Here is a 17433-nt window from a genome sequence, read left to right on the forward strand (position 1 = left end):
GGCCCGACCACGATGCGGCTACCCTCTGCGCCATGGTTAATCGCGCAGATATCGGCGTCATCGGCGGTTCCGGCTTTTACTCCCTGCTCGACGACGCGGAGGAGGTCGAGCTCAGCACCCCTTACGGCCCGCCCAGCGATGTCGTCACCGTCGGGCGCATCGGCTCGCGCTCGGTGGCGTTCATCCCCCGGCATGGCCGCGACCACCGCTTTCCCCCGCACCGCATCCCCTATCGGGCCAACCTGTGGGCGCTGCGCTCCCTCGGGGTGCGCCAGGTGCTGGCGCCCAGTGCCGTCGGTTCGCTGCGGGCGGAGGTGGGTCCGGGCGCGATCGTGGTGCCCGACCAGCTGGTCGACCGGACCTCGGGGCGCGTCCAGACCTATTACGACCTGGGCGGGGCCGTGCACGTCTCGTTCGCCGACCCCTACTGCCCGTCGGGCCGCGCGGTCGCCGTGGCGGCCGCCCGCTCAGGCGAGTGGGACACGGTCGACGGCGGGACCCTGGTGGTCATCGAGGGCCCGCGCTTCTCCACGCGGGCCGAGTCACAGTGGTTCCAGGGCAACGGGTGGACGATCGTCGGCATGACCGGCTTCCCCGAGGCGGTCCTGGCCCGGGAGCTGGCCCTGTGCTACACGTCGCTGTCGCTGGTGACCGACCATGACGCCGGAGTGGAGGCCGGGCAGGGGGTCACCCACGAAGAGGTGCTGGAGTTCTTCGGCCGAAACGTGACCAGGATGCGGACCCTGGTGGCCGAGGCGGTGCGGGCGCTGCCCGAGCACCGGACGTGCGCCTGCGGCTCGGCGCTCGACGGCGTCAAGCTCCCCTTCGAGCTGCCGTGATCCGAATCTGGCTACGACGGTGCGAGCGGCGGCGCCGGCTCATCGCCGCCGCGCTCGCCGCCGTCGCCGTCATATCCGGATATTTGGCGCTACGTCCGGCGGTCGGCCCTGCGGTGCTGGTCGCCGCCCGCGACCTGTCCCCCGGCGTACTCCGCCCTGGAGACCTCCGCGCTGCCTCCCTGCCACACCCGCCCGACGGCGCCCTGCGCACCGGCGCCACGGGCCGTGTGCTCGCGACCGCGATGCGGCGCGGCGAGCCGCTCACGGACGTGCGACTGCTGGACTCCCTGCGGCTGCCGCCGGGGGCCGTGGCGACGCCCGTACGGATCGCCGACCCCGACGCGGTGCGCCTGATCTCCCCCGGCTCGACGATCAGTGTGCTCGCGGCCCACGAGGGCCGGCCCGCCAGGCCGGTGGCGGAGCAGGTCACCGTGCTCACCATCCCGGCCGCCAAGGACGACCACGGCGCCCTGGTGGTGCTCGCCACCACCCCGTCCCAGGCGAACGAGCTGGCAGGCGCCCAAGCCGGCGGCCACCTGTCGATCACGATCCAACCACACTTAAAGTGATCGATCATTTACCATCTGTAGCCATGAGTGGTTTCAAGAAGTTCCTCATGCGCGGAAACGTCATCGACCTCGCCGTGGCGGTCGTCATCGGAGCGGCCTTCACCGCCGTGGTCAGCTCCTTCGTGAGCAACCTGCTGACGCCCCTGATCTCGGCGTTCGGCGGGTTGCCCGACTTCTCGTCGCTGAGGCTCACCGTCGGCCGGTCCAACTTCATGTACGGCGACTTCATCAACGCCATCATCTCGTTCCTGCTGGTGGCGCTGGTGCTCTACTTCCTGATCGTCAAGCCGTACACACACTTCAAGGACCGCACGCAAGCCCAGGAGGAGCTCACCCACCGCGACTGCCCGGAGTGCCTGTCGGAGATCCCCCTGGCGGCCACCCGCTGCGCGTTCTGCACCACCGAGCTCGACGCCGCCGCCTAGGGCAGCTTGTCCATCTTCGGGTCATACTCCCAGTGCCACGGCTCGAACGGGCTGCTGTAGGCCCAGTCCGGGTGGAACCAGCCATACCTCTTGCCGTTCTTCTCCATCCAGTTGAACTCCGCCGACCGGAATCTCTCCACCCCACCGCAGAGGTCCACGGCCAGCCCCAGCCCGTGGTTGCTTCGCCCGGGCACGGCCGCGAAACCGGGCCGCCGATAGTAGATCGACTGCTGCTCGGTCAGGTTCCGGTAGGCGTCGGTCACGCAGATCGGCCGCCCGAAGGTCTGCTTGTAGGCCTCGTTCAGGCTGACGAACGCGATCGTGGCGTCGGCCCGCAGGCTGTGGCCCTTCTGCTGCAACGGGCAGAGCATCGCCCGGGGAATGAGCCCGTTGGGATAGTTACCGGCTGTCGCCGCCCTCAGCGGATTGCAGCCGAGCGCCGCCCGCCCCACCTTGTCAATCTTGATCCCCAGCTTCACCAGGGCCGCGGTGAGCGACTTGACGATCTTGTCCGACTGCTTCCTGAGCAGGTCCACCTCGGCCGCCAGCTGCGCCTCGGCCAGCAGGTTGCCCGCCCTGAGCTCCTGCGCCTCGCCGGCCAGGATCTCCGTCTGCTGAGCCAGGGCACTGGTCCGCTCGACCGCTTGCTGGCGGACCGACAACATGTAATTGACGCTGCCCATGGCCGGCAGCATGTCGGTGTCGGCGTCACCCGACAGGAAGGGCACGACCCCGTCGGCTCCGACCGGCTGCTCGTAGAGGAGCTCGGCCAGCTCCGACACCGGCTGGCGGATCCGCCCCAACTGCAGCTCGGCCTCCCGGAGGAGCCTCAGCTTGGTCGTGAGCTGATCCCGGGCCGCCTTGGCGGTGGCCTGCCGCTTCTCCAGCGCCTTGGTCGCGTCTTCGAGCTTCTTGGCGGCCTGCTCGGCCTCCTTGCGGAGCTCGGTGAGGTTCGAGGGGTCCTGCCGGCGCTGCTTCGCCGTCTGGCTCCGATCCTCGGCCTGGGTGTCGACCTGAGCCTGTGCCTTGTCGGGCAGCACGAACAGCGAAGTCATCGCCATGACGACCGCGATCAGACCTGCTGATCGAGGGGCTGGCACGTTCGACTCCTCCGTTTGCAAACTCGTGACCCGGGTCCGGCACGCACGTTACTACAGCCCTCCGAGTGTCCGGACCGAACTCCGAAGAGCCGTTAGGACACGAACGACGCTTTTGTACGGCTCGGCCGTGAAAGCTCCTTGTCTGCGCCCGTGGGGCCCTCTCGGGGGCTCGGCGCGGTTCATGTCGGCTCTTACATGGTCAGTACGGCTGGGAAGGTGGCCGGGTTCGTTCGCCCACTCAAGCTTTCGCTCGCAGGGCGGCCCTGACGGCGTATCTCTGACCCATGCCGCAGAGCAGGACGGCGTCTCCCTCAAAGCCCACCGAGCAATCCCCCAGACTCCCCCCGCCCGGGCCGCTGCTCATTCTCCCGGCACAACTCCCAGAGCCACGTGTCCTCCCACGCCCCCGGACACTGAGGCCGGGAGGTCGCAGACGCATCGGGACTCGCCTCCACGGTGGGAGTCGGCACAGACTCCCGCGCCGGCACGGACGGCTCAGCCTGCCGAGGCGCCGCGACCACCCGGACCACCGGTGCCTCCACCACCGGCGCAGGCACCGCGGCCACATACCGCCGGCTGGGATGAGCAGGCGCGGGCACGAACACGGGCTCGAACGCCACCCACCCCTCCCCCCTGGAGTCCAGCCGCACCTTCGAGCCCTCGTACCGGCCCGCCTCTCCCGCCATCAGCCCACCGGCGAAGATCGCCGGCGCCAGCAACGCCGCAAACAGCACGACGGGCCGCCTGCGCACCTGTGTACGTCGCCTCGCATCCACGGCGCCGACGGTACCCACCGGACACACACCGGAAGGTGATCACTTGTCATGGCTTTACCGCAGCTCACACCACCCATAACCAACGCCCTGGAACTCACCCCAGCCCGACGGCACACGCACTGCCGAACTTTCGCTAGGCTTACGTCGTCCGCCTCCGTAGCTCAGGGGATAGAGCACCGCTCTCCTAAAGCGGGTGCCGCAGGTTCGAATCCTGCCGGGGGCACCAGGTTCCATCAGCAGAAGTAAGCCCCTGACCAGTGGGAACGCCGGTCAGGGGCTTCGTTGTGTGTCCGACTGTGTCGGGCTATCACCGATCGTTCGCGGCCAGTCTTTCCCAATACCTTCCCGCAAAACCCAAGCACATCCGACCTAGAACCGGCCCGGCTGCACGGCATGGAAGGAGATCCCAGACAAAGAAGAGTCTTCTTCTCGTTCGGCTCATCCCTGATGTCATCACGACACGGTGCAAGCCCCCGGTAGGACAGGGTCTGAATGGCCTCGAAGAAGGGGCAGCGCGCTAGGGACATCGCGACGGGAGACCAGAACGATCTGCTGCTCGGCTCGCAGTGTGGCAGCCGGCGTCACCTTTCCTGCCACCATCGGCCACAGTGAGATAGCACCCGAACGCCGCGGCCGCAGCGAACGGGACACCCATCGGAAGCCCCGAGGCCGACCCCACCGCCTGGGCATGACCATATCCCCCCACTTTGTTGCTTCAGTAGGCGTACTGTCCTCGGACAGAAATAGCGGGAGGCTGTGAGAGAACCGACCGGCACAGATGGCAACGAGGTCGCACGATCACACTCTTCGCACACAGTTCTTACTAATCAGTCCGGCTCTTCCCGATCAGCACGAATCCACACCTGCAAGCCAAGTGTGCGCCGGTTCTCGTAAGAGTACTTCTGCACTTTGGGCACCAGATCTTATCCCACAGATCCAATACCACCTGCGCAAATTGCTGTGATTCCGTAAGAGTTACACTCTGGGCCCACTCGTTATAGTGGGCTCCTATGAGATTACGCAACGGGAAGTAAAGATCTACATTTTCGGCGAGCGTCGACGTGTCAAACCGGCGCAGGACCTTCAGAATTCCAGGCCAAGTATCACCGAGAGTATATTTATCGTCAGGCCTTCTGGTGACCGATGTTCCTAGAGACTTACTCAACCAATCGCATGAAGTCTCGAGCAGTAGGCCTGCTTGAGATGCAATAAGGGAGGGGGAATCGCTGCTCATGACCGATCTAGTGGCCATTGATATATCGGCCCCTACTTGAACCAGAATTGGTCCTTGACTAAACTCCCACTTCGTGATGTCGCGAACTGTTACTCTATGACCCTTCTGTGCACAGAGGGTACGAAATTGCTCACGCCAGAACCGATCATGAAAGGTAAGGATTAGTTGCCAATCACCAAACTCATCCAGTAGATATCGAGCTACTTGAAGCCTGATAGTTCCATCAACACTCTGCAGCACATCGTCGAGTATTAGTATCTTGGCCTGACCTCTACTCGCTGCCTCTCTCAGGAGCCCTAGAAATAGCAGGAGTGCCAGCAAATCCAGGCTGGCCTCACTAAGATAGTGCTCAACGGGAACGATCGAGCCATCGCCCAACCGCGCCTCAAGTATGATCTCATCCTGATTATCGCCAAGCGAAATGACTATGTCGCTAATAAAGCTGCTACTTGGGGATAGTCTCTTGAAATCACGACTTACCGTGCCGCTGATCTTTGCTACAAGGCGTGCAACCGGCTTGTACTGTGCTCGCTTTATGGCGTCGCGAACTGCAGCGACTGCGGCCTGGTGCTCCTTTGCACCTGCCGTGAGCTTATTCCTCAGATCGAAGAGTTCTTCTTCTTCTGGTTTGAGTCGAAGGCTTCTACGACGACGTTGTAGGGCATTGCGAATCAGGCCGCGCTCGACGAAAATCGAGTCAAGAGGGCTTTTGGGGTTTAGCGGCTGCAGGGTCTCTGCGTCAACCTTGAGAACCATAGATAGCTGCTTGGCGATCGCGAATTGCTTTACCCTAAGCTCTTCCGCTTTTATCTTGGCTGACTCTATAAGCTCCTCGTCATCCGCACTGTGTCCCTCAAGTGAAGCAACAGACCGAAGGAACGCGGCAAACATTTGGGTCCTTCGATCTGCAGATGCCCTCAGAAAGCTCAGAATGTCCTCGCGTCGAAGCGCAAAGCAAGCTCCTTGAAAACCTGGAATCGCGTCGGGCGACGATGACGCCCAGTGCCCCCGCGAAGGATCCCACTTAACTTCCCTCATGACTAGGGATTTGTCGGAAAGCCGAACCTCCGCCATGCATTTCCCTGATGCTTTGAATGCCAAATTTGGGAGGCGACCAATGTTTGTTCTTGTCGAGACCCCAAAGAAGGGATGCACGCGACCCTGCAGAGCGAACTCAATACCATCTACAATGGATGACTTGCCAGTCCCATTGTCTCCAAGAATCAGACAGCTCGAAGGCCTCTCACCGTCCGCATTCGAGAAGCTGATACGCAGCTCCAGCGGGACTGCCCGGAACGATCTGAGCCTCAACTCTGCAATCCGAAAATCCACCATGGCCTTTCTTTTCCCGGAAGCCTTAGCCGTGTATAGATTCCCAAGTATAGTGCCGCAGGCACCCGACACAATCGACTTAACCAAGGAAGTTCGCGATCGTACAGTGTCGCCACACAGCTGCACTGGCCTGCTCGGGATGCCGATCCCGAGCAGGAGAGATATACCTGTGTCGACTGCGCGCCCAAGCAGACTGTGACTACCACGCCCTTGACCTTTCCACGTTCGCCGAGCGATTCGGTCCGCCACAATAGTTCGCTCGAACATACGTGCTACCGGAGAAGGTCGACGGCCGCGACGCCGCGAAGCCTCTCGCAAGCGGCTTAGAAGGCACCGCTGGTCGGCAGCTCTGCCTTCGACGACTCCTACTGCCGCAAGCGCGGCGAGCACCTGTTCATTCCCGCGCATGCAGTTGGGTTCGAGTTCAAGTTGCGCCGTATTTCTCGGTCGCTGCTTACCAGAGGACCGTACTCCACCTGCGTGACACTCCGCACGAGGTGTACGGGTAGTCACATGCAGTGTGGATCGTTTAGGTTGGGTGAAGTTCACGGCAGGGCAGCTCGACGATGAGTACGCCAACGACGCCTACTCTGGAACACGCGAATATGGATCTCGAAGACCTGTTTCGACTCATCAAAGGGCTTCGAACAAAAGGACGAGTCACAGCCGATAGAGACGACGGCTTGAGGAGGACCTCATGGGCGCGCCATGGGACTGGGTCAACGATCGCTCGCATATAGAGCTACTGTCCGAGATAATTGGTATTAAGCTTGGCCTAGCAGCCACCAGCGATCAAATAAAACAAGCCACCAAAGAGAACTTACATCGAATAGAGCCCCATCTGGGGACCAGTGCTGAATATAAGGCCGTGAACTCCACACTAAGGGCGGCGGTGCTGGAGAAATTTGGATACCACGGTGCCCTGCGAGCAACCGGCCAACCGATAGTCACTGGGATTAATGAAAGGCTAAATAACCTCGATCTAGCTATCCAAGCTGCGGAGTTCATGATTGGGCGCATTTATTACCCTGTCGGGCAGCCTCACCCAGTAGACCTGGGCCCATCGCCGCTAGCTGCTTACATTACTCCGATCCATGTCGAACCGGACCGCACTCGCGAACTCGTCGAAGAAGCCCGAAAACTTGCGGGTCAAGCGCTGGCGGATGCGGTCGCGGTGGCACTGGACGAGATAGCGTTTCGATACGCAAGAGGAGTGATCCCATTAGGTGCCTCTGAAAGAGCTTGGGAGAACTCGCTAGAACTTGCCGAGCTATTCAAATCAGAATCCGCCACAGCAACGTATGGGCGATTCTTCGATCAGCGCTTTATAGATTACCTGGCCGCCAACTTTGACCAGCTCGGGCAGATCAATTGGAGGAAGTTTGAGGCCCTCACGGCCGAACACTTCCATCGACAGGGCTTTGAGGTTGAACTCGGTGCGGGAAGAAATGACAACGGCGTTGATTTGAGAATATGGGAATCCGGGGCACAAGGGGAGGATGCAGCACCAACAATCATCGTGCAGTGCAAGCGCGAAAAAAAGAAAATTGAGAAAGTTGTCGTTAAAGCACTAGCGGCGGACGTGGCATGGGAAGGAGCTAGGCAAGGACTGCTGGTGGCTACGGCTGAATGGTTACCCGGAGCGAGGGAGGTCGTAAAGACCAGACGCTACCCAGTTAGAGAGGTCAATCCAGCTGCTCTGAAGGAGTGGCTGATGACAATGAGAAGTTCCGGCAGTGGTATCTGGTTGCCGTGATGAGCGAGAATGCGACATTTGTAGGCGTGAGCGAGGCGGGGAGCCCGAAACTTCCATCGGACTCCCCCTCCCCCAGCCTCATTCGGCAAGGGCAACAGCGATTCGACACTTGGCCGCCTCAGCCTGGCCGACGATACACTTGGCGTAGATGCGCAGGAGTACATCCACGCTATGTCCCGCCCATTCGGCTACTTGAGGTGCGGGAACTCCGACGTTGAGCCACATGGACACGCAAGCGTGGCGCAGGTCATACGGCCGAGCGGCCAGCGGTGAGGCGATCTCCTTCTCTGTTAGGACTGTCTTGCGGGCGGCCTTCCAGGCGCGGCGGTAGGTGATGAACGGCAGTTCGCCGGCCTTAACGCCGTAGAAGAGGCGTCCTTGCGATCCCTTGTCGAACATTGCGAGGTGAGCTCGCAGGATGCGCACCAGGGGTGGCGGGATCGGCACACTCCGGCTGTGGCCGACCGCCCGGTGCTTGAGCGCGCGTTCCTCTCGGGCCTCGCCACTGTCCGTCCAGTCCCGACCGGCGTACGGCGCGGCCTTGAGGAGGTGTAGTTCTCCCCAAGCGTTGGTTGGTTCCTCCATGTGCCCGGTCTCTGTGTTCTTGCGCAGGGGTGGAAGGGTGACGTTGTCTCGGCGTAGGTTGACGACCTCCTCGGGGCGCAACGCGGCGTAATACATGAGGGCGAAGAACGCCACGAGTCGCTCGCCGCTCGGCTTCTGGGCAGCTACGGCCGCGAGCAGGGCTTTGGCCTGCGTGTGGTTGATGACGCTGCGCCGGTCCACCTCGTAGGCGTTGGCCGGCGGCTTCCACTTCAGCGTCTTGAGCGGATTTGCGGGTAGGAGCTTGAGTTCCACGGCGTAGTCGAGGGCGTTGGACAGCAGCATGCGGTGCTTGCGCACGGTGCTGGGAGCGGCGCGGGTGCCGTCCAGCAAGGACGTGGCGGACTCCAGCAGGTCACGAACAAGGCCAGCGTCGTCAATGAGCGCCGAGACGGGCTTGGTGTTGTCGGCCAGCCAGCGCAGCATGGTGTCGGTCTCCTCGGGTGCCTCCTGGCGTTGCTTGGTGTTGAAGCCCCAACGGTGCATAGCTGAGCGCAGCGCGCGGTCATCAGGCTTCCCACGTGTGCTGGCGTACATAGCGGGTGTGGCGGCGGTGAGGGCGCGGGCGATGTCCTGGCGGTACTTGGGGGCGGCGTTCTTCCATTTCATGTCGGCGAACTTGCAGGCGAATTCGTACCAGCTCATCTCCCGGCGGTCGGTGCGTCCCCAGGAGACGGGCTCACCCGTGAGCGTGCTGAAGGCTTCGCCGCTCCGGGCAGCGGTGAGCAGGGAGCCGCGGAAGGTGTCGGCCTGGGCGGCGTTCTTGAACGAGCGCTTCCAGGTCTTCGTGGTGGTCTGCCAGGCCACGCGGTAAGAGGTGACCTTGCCGGCCGCGTTCTTGCGCGTCTCGATCGCGTAGACGCGGACGTTGTAGGTGATGTCCTTCATCAGGCGGCCTCCTCCATCGTGGCGAGCCAGCGGTCCAGGTCCGTGCGGCGGATACGGAGATCGCCGTTGGGCAGCTTGAGGCAGCGCGGGGCGCGGCCCTTGGCTCGCCAGTCGTAGAAGGTCGAGCGGGAGATCTGGAGTTCGGTGCAGAGGTCGGCGAGGGTGAGCATTCCTCGTTGGGTGGTGCCGGTGGCCAAGTGCGGCTCCTTGCGGATCAGGACGGTTGGGTGTGTTCGGCCCCGTGCTTGGTGGCTGTGGGCCGGATGGTGATCAGGACGAAGAAAGAAGAAAGAACGGGCCGGTACGTGCTGGGGCCGGGATGGTGGCGATCGGCTTTGTTTGTTGTCGACGAAAGAAGATCGGTCCTGCCGCGATCGCTTCTCTCCCGCTGAACGCTGGGCTGTGCCGGTCATGAGAGCTTGTTTCTTCTTTCTTCGTCAGGGCTCGTGCGGCGGTAGCGGACGGACGGGCGTCCGCCGGTGGGCGTGGTGAAGGTCTCGTACTGGCCGGTGGCCGTCAGGCTGGTCAACAGCTCGTCGAGGGTCTGCTTAGGCACGTTGCGCGAGAACAGGGCGGAGAGCTCCGAGCGGGTCAGGCCGGTGTCGGCGGCCTGGTCGAGGGCGCGGCGGATGCGGTCGATCTTCGGGTCGCGCATCTGCTTGTCCAGGACGAACACGGCTGAGGCGATGGAGTAGCGAACCAGCGCGGCGGCGGCGCCGAGGTCGGTGGTGGTGATGTGGGTGCGGGCGTCGAGGGCGGCGTACAGGGCGGCGATGCGCAGGCAGTACGGAGCGGAGCGGCGGGTGAATTCGGTCCAGGCGTGGTCTTCGTCGTCGGCAGCGGTGAACTCCTCGTACAACTCGGCCGACCAGAAGGCGCGGGCGTTCTCGTCCAGGGCGATGCGCCTGATCTGACGGGCTGCCTTGACGGCGTCGTGCAGCCTGCCGCTGAGGCTGGCCAGCAGGTCGGGGGCGACGCCTTCCGGGATGGGCAGGCGCTTGGACCGCTCGACGTAGACCGGGAGGAAGCGGTTGTAGGAGCCGCCGGCCATGTCCGCCTCGGCCACACGCAAGCGGAATTCTTTGGGCGTGATGTGGCCGATGATCGCGATGTGTGGGTTGGATGCTCGATAGGCGTTGCGGGTGAGCACGGCGAGCGTGCGACCGTCCCATGCCTGGCGGAGCATCGTGCCGAGCGTGGAGCCCTCGCGCTTGGCGCGGGCCATGACGGTGGAGAACTCCGGCTCGGTGACCGATAGGCGCTTGTCCATGGTGCCGCCGGGGTCGTCCGGGCTGTCGGGGTCACGGATGCGTTCGATCAGCCCTTCGCCGGATGACAGGCCGGTGACGCAGAGGTCGCCGTAGCCGATGCCTGCGTGGTGCAGGAAGATCTCGGCGGTGTCGGTGGCCTGTCCCTTACGACCAGAGCCGGTGCGGCCGAAGAGAAGCGGCCAGATCAGCAGCGGGTGGCGGGTGTTGCCGATCTGGACGAACGGACCGGGGCCGATGACCGCGCCGCAGGCGGACAGGGCCGAGACCAGGACACCTACGGGATCGGCTTCGGTGGACGGGTCGGCGGCTTTCACCAGTTCGCCGGGCAGGCCGTAGAACATGGCGGGGTCGGCGGCCGGTGGCGGGACCGGTAGCCCGATGGTCAGGTCGCCGGACTGGTCGCGGTGCAGGCGGGTGATGGCGGCATGGGCGTCGAGGTTCTCCAGGATGGCGTGGGCGTCGAGCGGGTTGGTCATGCGATCCCCCGGCGTGGCTGGCGTGCTCCGGCGGTCAGGCCGGAGCGGATGGTGGCGGTGGCCTCTCGGGGGGACAGGCCGATGGCGCAGGCTGCGGTGTGCAGGGCTTCCTCGGTGAGTCGGTGCGGCAGCAGGCCCGTGGCGATGAGTTGGCCGAGGGCGAAGGCGGCGGCGTTCAGGGTGTGGTTGCGGGTGCCCGGCGTGGCGTCGAGGACGTGCTGTAGCTCGTTGTGGAGTGCGGTCAGGACGTAGCCCGTGGACTGGTTGCCGAGCGTGGCCAGGACGTCGTGGACGGAGGCGCGGACCGGCTGATGGTCGTGGTCGGATCGTACGAGTCGTTCGGCCAGCCACGCCGGCAGCAGCGCGGGTGCGGTGGTGTGGATGGCGTCATACGTTCCGGTGCCGTCCGGGAGGTCGACAAAGCTGCCCGGCGCGACGACGTAGCCGCCGCTGGCGCGGGTGTCGATCAGCCATCCGAGTCCCTGGCCCTTGGCACCGGACGTGTTGCCGAGCGTCATGCCGTGAGGTGCGGTGAAGTACAGATGGGTTCCGCCGCGCCGGGTGCGGACTTGGAAGGTCTCCAGGGGCAGCGACTGGCCGGCCTGCTCGCAGAGCAGGGCCAGAACGTCGGCCCCGTCGTTGACTCCAGGGCGGTTCCACGGTGGTGGAGGCTGCTCGCCGTTCTTCGGGGTGTCCAGGTCGATCACGACCAGGCTGGACGGGCCGGTCGCGATGCCGATGTTGTACGGGGTACCACTCCAGAAGCGGCGGATGGTGTCGGCGTCGGTGGTGTGGTGCTCTTTCCACTTCCAGCCCTTGAGCGGCACCTTGTCCCCCGGAGTGAGCGGGAAGACGTGCCAGCCTCGGGCGGCAGCGGCCAGCGCGTAGGACAGCGTCTGGCGGGGTGGATGAGGTGTCATGCTGATGGTTGCTCCTTGAGTCGGCCTTGCGGGGCCGGTGATCGGTTGGGGCAGGGCCCCGGCGTCGTGCTTGGTGACTGTGCGCCGGGGCCGTTCTTGGTCAGCGGCCGTCGTGGTGCAGGCGGCGGACGTAGTTCCAGGCGTGACGACCGAGGCGCAGGCGCAGGCCGGTGGCGTCGCAGCGGCGGCAGTATCGGGTGCCCCGACGATGCGGGATGCGGCCCTTTCCCTGGCACTTGCGGCAGCGTCCGAACGGGCTCGCGTAGCACTGCGAGGCGTAACAGAGAGTTCCGATGATCGTGGCGATAGCGACGAGCAGGGCAGGGTGCACAACAGCCTCCTGGGCTGGATTCCGGGCGTGGTCGATTAAGGCCGCTAGCGCGCTAACGGCCTGGCCAGGGCTTGTTTCTGGTGCTAGCGGGGGTGCTAGCGATAGCAGGGTCGGCTGCTATCGCTAGCACCCTGTGACGGGTCAGCCGGAGCGCTTCTGACGGTTACGTTCGGCGATGGTCTCGGTGAGGTCGTCCAGGCGGATACCGCGCCGGGTGACGGGCTTGCCGTCGATGCGGCGGCCGATGTCGCTAACGCGCAGGCCGTGCGGCTTGAGTGCGCTGGTGAGCTGTTCGGACTTCCAGCCGGTGTAGACGTCGGGCCGTAGTTCGGCCAGGCGGTTGCACAGGGTCTCGTTCCATGCCGCGTTCTCCCCTGCGGGCCAGACCTCGGCGAGGTCGGCCAGGACGTCGAAGACGGGCGCGTCCTCGCGGGCCTGGGTGCCAGGCTCGGGCAGGGTTCCGGCCAGGCCGCGGAGCCGCTTGGCGCGGGCGATGACCTTGTCGGCGTCGTTGGTGTCGAGGTAGTACGAGCGGCGGGCGGCGGGCTTGCCGAGGCCGGCCAGGATGCCCCATCCGGCTTCCACCACCGGCTGGAACACCGTGGCGCGGTAGCCCTGCTTGTACATGGAGGTGCCGAGGATCATGTCGTTCGCGGTCTGGTCGGCGACGCTCATGCAGTAGCGGGTGTTGACATTGCGGGTGATGCCGGTCGGCAGGCTGTCTTTGTCCGGGATCTGCGTGCCCAGGAGCAGGATCACGCCCAGGGCACGGCCGAGCTTGATGACCTTCTCGCAGATCTCTCCGGCTTCCTTGCCGTACTGCGGGTGCAGGAAGAGCTCTTGGATCTCGTCCACGGCCACGATCAGCGGGTGCAGTCCAGAGCCTTTGAGCGAGGCCAGCTCAGGCGTGACCTTGTTCTCCGGGGCCTTGCCGAGGGCGTGGTAATGGGCGATGCGCTTGGAGCGGCGTTCGCACTCCTTGTACAGCCAGGCGAACATCGCGGCGCAGCGGGCGATCGTCTCGTCATCGAAGCCGTTGCCGTACTCGGTGCAGACCGGTTCCAGGACCTTGAAGTCACCTACTCCCTTCAGTTCGTAGATGCGTAGCTCGGCGCGCGGGTCGAGGGCAGCGGCCAGGACCGCGAGCCTGAGCCCGAACGTCTTGCCGGAGCCGGGCTGTCCGCCGACGAGCCAGTTACGGAACACCAGCTCGGCGTTGACGGTCTCCATGCGCGGGGTCGTAGCGAACGGGAACGGCTTGAACACGTCCACCTGGCCGTCGCGCAGCAGCGGCCAGGGCGGCTGCTTCATCTGCGAGGCGGGCTCGTACCCGACCCACAACGCGAGGCGTCCTGGGTGGCCGGCGGCCGGTTCCGGCCAGACCTGGTCCAGTGGGAGCCGCATGGCCGAGGCGAGGCGGCCTCGGCGGGCCACTACCTCGGCGGCCTCCACACCGAACGGCAGGTCGATGATGGCCAGGTGGCCGGGACCGTCGCGGTGGATCTCCTGCGGGAAGCTGATGGCGTTCGGGTCCTTGCCCACGGCCTGCGTGATGCCGGAGATGCCGCAGGACAGCAACGCCCGGCGCACCAGCTCAGCAGTGAGTTTGCGATAGCGAGGGGCCTCGCTCACGCGGTCGGTGATCGGCCTGTCGGTCGGACGTCCAGCACGGGCCAGCAGCGGGACGGCCAGCACGAGCGCGCCGAACCGGACCCAGACGGGGACGTCGGCGACCAGGAAGGCCAGCAGACCAACGAGGGCGACGATGGCCAGCACCAGCACGACCGACCAGCGCCAGCGGGACTGGCGTTGGCGCTGCCTGTCGAGCTTGAGCCAGGTCTCGGCATCGTTGCGGTCGGCGGCGTGCTGACGCAGCGCCCAGTTGCCCTCTTCCGCCGTCGCCCAGAGCAGCAGCCGGCCGATGGACTTGAAGACGCCGGGGATCGCGTACCAGAGCGCCTTGGCCAGGTACTTCGGTGAGCGCACGGCGTGGTAGCCGAGGACGTACGCGACATCGCGGGCCTGCCAGGCGACCATCGCGCGGACGGACTGCCACGTGCGCAGCCACGCCGGGATGATGGGCGCGCGGCGGCGCGCGGTGCCGGTGGTGACCGGTACGGCGTCCTCGTCGGGCGGATCGACCGGCGGACCGATGACCTTCTCCTCGGCGGCGATGGTCTCGCGGTCAAAGTAGTCGTCATCCAGGTCCGTGGGCTCGTCGCCCTGGCGGGCGCGACGGCGGGAGTCGAGCGGTACGACTTCGGCGTCGCTGCCCTCCTCCTGGGCGCGCTCGGTCCAGTCGAAGCCGTCGAGTTCTCGTCCGAGCGCCGGACGGCGGTCGGGCTCGTGGGGGTCGTGGGTCATGATGAGTACACCTCGTGTGCCTTGGCGGTAGCGGGGTGGCGGGGCGCGGCCACTGTTCTTGGCGGAGTGGAGGCCGTGCCCTGCTCGTGCGACAGTGCGCGGTCGGATCGCGCTTCGTCCGGTTGTTCGTCCGCGGTCGCGTCCTGCGGTCCGTCCGTCTCGGTGATGGCGGTCGGCCCGGTGGTCGCGGTCCGGTCCGGTGGTGCTTCCGTCCGCAGGCGGGCCAGGAGCGCTCCGGCGCGGTCGGTGGAGACGGACTGGCCGGTCTGCCTGATGGCGTCGCGGAGCCGGTCGCGGGTCAGCGGGACGTTGCGTGTCTTGTGGTCGGCGACGATCCGCCAGCCGAGCGGCATCAGGTCGTCCACGTCGACGCGGGGTCGTTGAGCGGGCCTCTTCGTAGCTCTGCGCTTGGGTGCCGGCAGCAGAGCGGGGCGCTCGGGCGGCGGTGCGAGCTGGACGCGGTCAGGAGCCAACTCGCCGAGCCGGTAGAGCGCTCGTTCGCGGCGCGTGGCCTTGAAGCGCCACAGCCAGCCGTACCGGTCCTGCAGATCGGTACGGGCGAGAATGCGGTCACGCTCGCGGCCAAGAGCGTTCGGGTAGGAACGGATCTCCCACAGCACCATCCGGCGCCACAGGGCGAAGGTGGACGGGAGGGCCAGCAGCCACCGGGAGAGCCGGATGGACTCCATGCGGTCGGGCTTGGTCAGGTCCGCGCGCTTGCGGATGGCGTACGCGCCGACCTCCACCGCCACCACCCACAGACCGGGAAGCATCGCGTGAGCGACGATCCCGAACAGGGTGTCCTCGCTGGCCACGTTCAGATAGACCGTGGCGGCCGTCAGTGACCAGGGCACCACCCGGAGGAGGCGAAGGCGCATGCCGAGCCGGGCCAGGACGATATCGAGCGCCGAGAAGACGGCGATGCCGAGGTCGATACCGAGTGGAACGATCCAGGCGAACCAACCGAAGGATGGTTCGGCGGCCTTCGCCACCGTGGCGAAGCTGATGACGAAGCCGAGCAGGCCGAGGCCCGCCACCGCAGCAGCGGTGACTGAGACGGCGGTCTGCTCCCCTTCGGTCAGGGGACGGGGTCCGTAGATGGCGGCGGTCATCGGCCCCACCGTCCCCAGCATCGCGGGCAGCCGGGACGGTCGCACCAGTTCGCGCGGCGGCTGGACCAGATGCGGAGCACCATGTCCGGTGAGCCGGCGGCACCGACGGAGAGGCGTACGGCCTGACGGATGCGGAAGCGCTCTTGGGCGATCCGCACCAGGTCGCAGGCGAGGAACCCGGCGGCGAACACCACCAGGTAGAGCAGTACGGCGATCATGCGGTCCTCCTGAGCGGGGCGTGGGTCTCGTGGTCGAGTTCGGCGGCGAAGACGGTGCGGCGGCACCGGGCGCAGAAGTACTGAACAGGGCCCCCGTCGAGCCGCGCCTTACAGCGCGGGCAGCAGGCGAACGGCCACGGCGATGGGTGAGCGACGATCTTCATCTGACCTCCCTTCAGGTACCGGACTGGGAGCGGACGAGGATGCGGCACACGCGGCAGTCGGACAGGCAGCGAGTGCCGTGCGCCGAGCAGATTTCGACCTGGCGGCGGACGCCACAACCACGGCACCGGAACGCGCTGCGCGAACGCTTGCCACAGTCGGAGCACTGGAAGCGGGCCATCAGGCGGCCACCTCCCGCATGTCGTGCAGTTCGCCTGCGGTCAGGCCCGCCCAGACGCCGGCCTCGGGCAACACCGCCAGGGCGTAGGCCAGGCATGCGGCGCGAGCAGGGCAGCCACGGCACACGACTTTGGCCTTCGCCTCGCGTGCCGCCCGTTCGTCGTCCGGCTCGTGCTCGAACAGGTCAGGGCCGGTAAAGAGGCCGGCGTCGCCGCTCTCACAGGCCGGGTTGGCGTTGAGCAGATCATCGCGGAGATCGGACAGCGTCTGGTCGCTCAGGACAACGGCGGACGGCTCGTTCATCGCCGCACCGCCCGCAGGGTGGAGACGGCCTCGGCGACAGCGAGCTGGTGGCAGGCCGGGCAGATCGGCGGAGTGGGAGCCTCCTCCTCCGGGGCGATCTCCTCGGCCCCACCGCAGACGAGGCAGAGCCACTGCACGGACGTCCACGTCACCGGGCGTGCGGGCAGGCCGAGGTCGTGGCTGGACTGGGTGTTGCTGGACCCGTGGGTCATGATAAAGACACCTCTTCTAAGGGGTGCCGGGGCGCGGATCAGGTTTGGCGACTTTGGGCCGCACCCCGGCTTGTTCTGGTTGGCGGGTCAGCCGAGACCGTTGCTGAACGTGGTCAGGGCTTGGGTGATCTTCTGTACGGCGTCCACGGCGGTGTTGACGGTGACCGCGGCCTTGTGCGGCTGAGTGACCACGAAGAAGGCCACGAGGATCATCAGCACCGTGGGCAGGAAGCGACGGGGTCGGAGAGCAGGCATGGGGTGGTGATCCCTTCTGGTCGTCATGGGGCCTGTCTCTCCTGGTGGACCGGCTCTCTCGCGAGAACCTGTCCTGTACAGGTATAGAACAGGCTTGGCGGCTCCGT

General features: G+C 65.5%; 18 protein-coding genes and 1 tRNA gene. 5 read left to right on the forward strand and 14 right to left on the reverse strand.

Going from position 1 to position 17433, the window contains the following annotated elements:
* Positions 1-32: 32 nt before the first annotated feature.
* The 3 genes from ACTMTF_RS35900 to mscL are packed head-to-tail and all read left to right on the forward strand — an operon-like array spanning position 33 to position 1833.
* Positions 33-839 carry an S-methyl-5'-thioadenosine phosphorylase gene (locus ACTMTF_RS35900; RefSeq protein ID WP_441114644.1) on the forward strand — a complete coding sequence of 269 codons (807 nt, stop codon included), beginning with the start codon at positions 33-35 and terminating at the stop codon, positions 837-839.
* The gene (locus ACTMTF_RS35905; RefSeq protein ID WP_441114645.1) at positions 836-1408 is read left to right on the forward strand and encodes an SAF domain-containing protein; all 573 of its coding nucleotides are present in this window, start codon (positions 836-838) and stop codon (positions 1406-1408) included. The genes ACTMTF_RS35900 and ACTMTF_RS35905 overlap by 4 nt, the downstream gene beginning before the upstream one ends.
* Positions 1409-1431: 23 nt before the next feature.
* Positions 1432-1833 carry a large conductance mechanosensitive channel protein MscL gene (mscL, locus tag ACTMTF_RS35910; protein WP_441114646.1) on the forward strand — a complete coding sequence of 134 codons (402 nt, stop codon included), beginning with the start codon at positions 1432-1434 and terminating at the stop codon, positions 1831-1833.
* Here the strand turns inward: mscL and ACTMTF_RS35915 are convergent.
* Positions 1830-2894 carry a D-alanyl-D-alanine carboxypeptidase family protein gene (locus tag ACTMTF_RS35915; RefSeq protein ID WP_441114647.1) on the reverse strand — a complete coding sequence of 355 codons (1065 nt, stop codon included), beginning with the start codon at positions 2892-2894 and terminating at the stop codon, positions 1830-1832. The genes mscL and ACTMTF_RS35915 overlap by 4 nt on opposite strands.
* A 965-nt stretch (positions 2895-3859) precedes the next feature.
* Between ACTMTF_RS35915 and ACTMTF_RS35920 the strand changes: the two genes are divergently transcribed.
* Positions 3860-3935, forward strand: a tRNA-Arg gene (locus ACTMTF_RS35920).
* A 597-nt stretch (positions 3936-4532) separates the two neighbouring features.
* On the opposite strand, the gene ACTMTF_RS35925 is transcribed toward ACTMTF_RS35920, so the two are convergent.
* Positions 4533-6362, reverse strand: coding sequence for an AAA family ATPase (locus ACTMTF_RS35925; RefSeq protein ID WP_441114648.1), 1830 nt, complete (start codon positions 6360-6362; stop codon positions 4533-4535).
* Positions 6363-6972: 610 nt separating this feature from the next.
* Between ACTMTF_RS35925 and ACTMTF_RS35930 the strand changes: the two genes are divergently transcribed.
* A complete protein-coding gene (locus ACTMTF_RS35930; protein WP_441114649.1) occupies positions 6973-8031 on the forward strand; it encodes a restriction endonuclease in 1059 nt (352 codons plus the stop codon).
* Between the two features lie 78 nt (positions 8032-8109).
* Here the strand turns inward: ACTMTF_RS35930 and ACTMTF_RS35935 are convergent, their stop codons facing one another.
* The 12 genes from ACTMTF_RS35935 to ACTMTF_RS35990 all read right to left on the reverse strand — a co-directional run bounded on the left by ACTMTF_RS35935 (position 8110) and on the right by ACTMTF_RS35990 (position 17326).
* Positions 8110-9522, reverse strand: a complete 1413-nt coding sequence (locus ACTMTF_RS35935; protein WP_441114650.1) for a tyrosine-type recombinase/integrase — start codon at positions 9520-9522, stop codon at positions 8110-8112.
* Positions 9522-9719: a helix-turn-helix transcriptional regulator gene (locus tag ACTMTF_RS35940; protein WP_441114651.1), complete on the reverse strand. Its 198-nt coding sequence runs from the start codon at positions 9717-9719 to the stop codon at positions 9522-9524. Before ACTMTF_RS35940 ends, ACTMTF_RS35935 begins: the two co-directional genes overlap by 1 nt.
* 212 nt (positions 9720-9931) lie before the next feature.
* Positions 9932-11269 (reverse strand): hypothetical protein, encoded by a 1338-nt coding sequence (locus ACTMTF_RS35945; RefSeq protein ID WP_441114652.1) that lies wholly within the window; start codon positions 11267-11269, stop codon positions 9932-9934.
* Positions 11266-12189 carry a bifunctional DNA primase/polymerase gene (locus ACTMTF_RS35950; RefSeq protein WP_441114653.1) on the reverse strand — a complete coding sequence of 308 codons (924 nt, stop codon included), beginning with the start codon at positions 12187-12189 and terminating at the stop codon, positions 11266-11268. Before ACTMTF_RS35950 ends, ACTMTF_RS35945 begins: the two co-directional genes overlap by 4 nt.
* Before the next feature lie 100 nt (positions 12190-12289).
* Positions 12290-12520: a hypothetical protein gene (locus ACTMTF_RS35955; RefSeq protein WP_441114654.1), complete on the reverse strand. Its 231-nt coding sequence runs from the start codon at positions 12518-12520 to the stop codon at positions 12290-12292.
* A gap of 141 nt (positions 12521-12661) precedes the next feature.
* Positions 12662-14884, reverse strand: coding sequence for a cell division protein FtsK (locus ACTMTF_RS35960; RefSeq protein WP_441114655.1), 2223 nt, complete (start codon positions 14882-14884; stop codon positions 12662-12664).
* Positions 14881-15996, reverse strand: a complete 1116-nt coding sequence (locus ACTMTF_RS35965) for a DUF2637 domain-containing protein (protein ID WP_441114656.1) — start codon at positions 15994-15996, stop codon at positions 14881-14883. Before ACTMTF_RS35965 ends, ACTMTF_RS35960 begins: the two co-directional genes overlap by 4 nt.
* Entirely contained in the window at positions 15993-16214 is a 222-nt protein-coding gene (locus ACTMTF_RS35970; RefSeq protein ID WP_441114657.1) for a hypothetical protein, read from the reverse strand. The genes ACTMTF_RS35965 and ACTMTF_RS35970 overlap by 4 nt, the downstream gene beginning before the upstream one ends.
* Positions 16211-16378 (reverse strand): hypothetical protein, encoded by a 168-nt coding sequence (locus tag ACTMTF_RS35975; RefSeq protein ID WP_441114658.1) that lies wholly within the window; start codon positions 16376-16378, stop codon positions 16211-16213. The genes ACTMTF_RS35970 and ACTMTF_RS35975 overlap by 4 nt, the downstream gene beginning before the upstream one ends.
* Positions 16379-16556: 178 nt before the next feature.
* The gene (locus ACTMTF_RS35980; protein ID WP_441114659.1) at positions 16557-16859 is read right to left on the reverse strand and encodes a WhiB family transcriptional regulator; all 303 of its coding nucleotides are present in this window, start codon (positions 16857-16859) and stop codon (positions 16557-16559) included.
* Positions 16856-17071, reverse strand: coding sequence for a hypothetical protein (locus tag ACTMTF_RS35985; RefSeq protein WP_441114660.1), 216 nt, complete (start codon positions 17069-17071; stop codon positions 16856-16858). Before ACTMTF_RS35985 ends, ACTMTF_RS35980 begins: the two co-directional genes overlap by 4 nt.
* 87 nt (positions 17072-17158) lie before the next feature.
* Positions 17159-17326: a hypothetical protein gene (locus ACTMTF_RS35990; RefSeq protein ID WP_441114661.1), complete on the reverse strand. Its 168-nt coding sequence runs from the start codon at positions 17324-17326 to the stop codon at positions 17159-17161.
* Positions 17327-17433 lie beyond the last annotated feature (107 nt).

The sequence above is a fragment of the Nonomuraea sp. ZG12 genome, assembly GCF_052068115.1.
Lineage (GTDB): Bacteria > Actinomycetota > Actinomycetes > Streptosporangiales > Streptosporangiaceae > Nonomuraea.

Coding starts and splice junctions, on each gene's coding strand:
- ACTMTF_RS35945 (WP_441114652.1), bottom strand. CDS start 11,269: ATGACCAACCCGCTCGACGCCCACGCCATCCTGGAGAACCTCGACGCC.
- ACTMTF_RS35900 (WP_441114644.1), top strand. CDS start 33: ATGGTTAATCGCGCAGATATCGGCGTCATCGGCGGTTCCGGCTTTTAC.
- mscL (WP_441114646.1), top strand. CDS start 1,432: ATGAGTGGTTTCAAGAAGTTCCTCATGCGCGGAAACGTCATCGACCTC.
- ACTMTF_RS35975 (WP_441114658.1), bottom strand. CDS start 16,378: ATGAAGATCGTCGCTCACCCATCGCCGTGGCCGTTCGCCTGCTGCCCG.
- ACTMTF_RS35980 (WP_441114659.1), bottom strand. CDS start 16,859: ATGAACGAGCCGTCCGCCGTTGTCCTGAGCGACCAGACGCTGTCCGAT.
- ACTMTF_RS35950 (WP_441114653.1), bottom strand. CDS start 12,189: ATGACACCTCATCCACCCCGCCAGACGCTGTCCTACGCGCTGGCCGCT.
- ACTMTF_RS35915 (WP_441114647.1), bottom strand. CDS start 2,894: ATGGCGATGACTTCGCTGTTCGTGCTGCCCGACAAGGCACAGGCTCAG.
- ACTMTF_RS35970 (WP_441114657.1), bottom strand. CDS start 16,214: ATGATCGCCGTACTGCTCTACCTGGTGGTGTTCGCCGCCGGGTTCCTC.
- ACTMTF_RS35960 (WP_441114655.1), bottom strand. CDS start 14,884: ATGACCCACGACCCCCACGAGCCCGACCGCCGTCCGGCGCTCGGACGA.
- ACTMTF_RS35965 (WP_441114656.1), bottom strand. CDS start 15,996: ATGACCGCCGCCATCTACGGACCCCGTCCCCTGACCGAAGGGGAGCAG.
- ACTMTF_RS35935 (WP_441114650.1), bottom strand. CDS start 9,522: ATGAAGGACATCACCTACAACGTCCGCGTCTACGCGATCGAGACGCGC.
- ACTMTF_RS35990 (WP_441114661.1), bottom strand. CDS start 17,326: ATGCCTGCTCTCCGACCCCGTCGCTTCCTGCCCACGGTGCTGATGATC.
- ACTMTF_RS35930 (WP_441114649.1), top strand. CDS start 6,973: ATGGGCGCGCCATGGGACTGGGTCAACGATCGCTCGCATATAGAGCTA.
- ACTMTF_RS35985 (WP_441114660.1), bottom strand. CDS start 17,071: ATGACCCACGGGTCCAGCAACACCCAGTCCAGCCACGACCTCGGCCTG.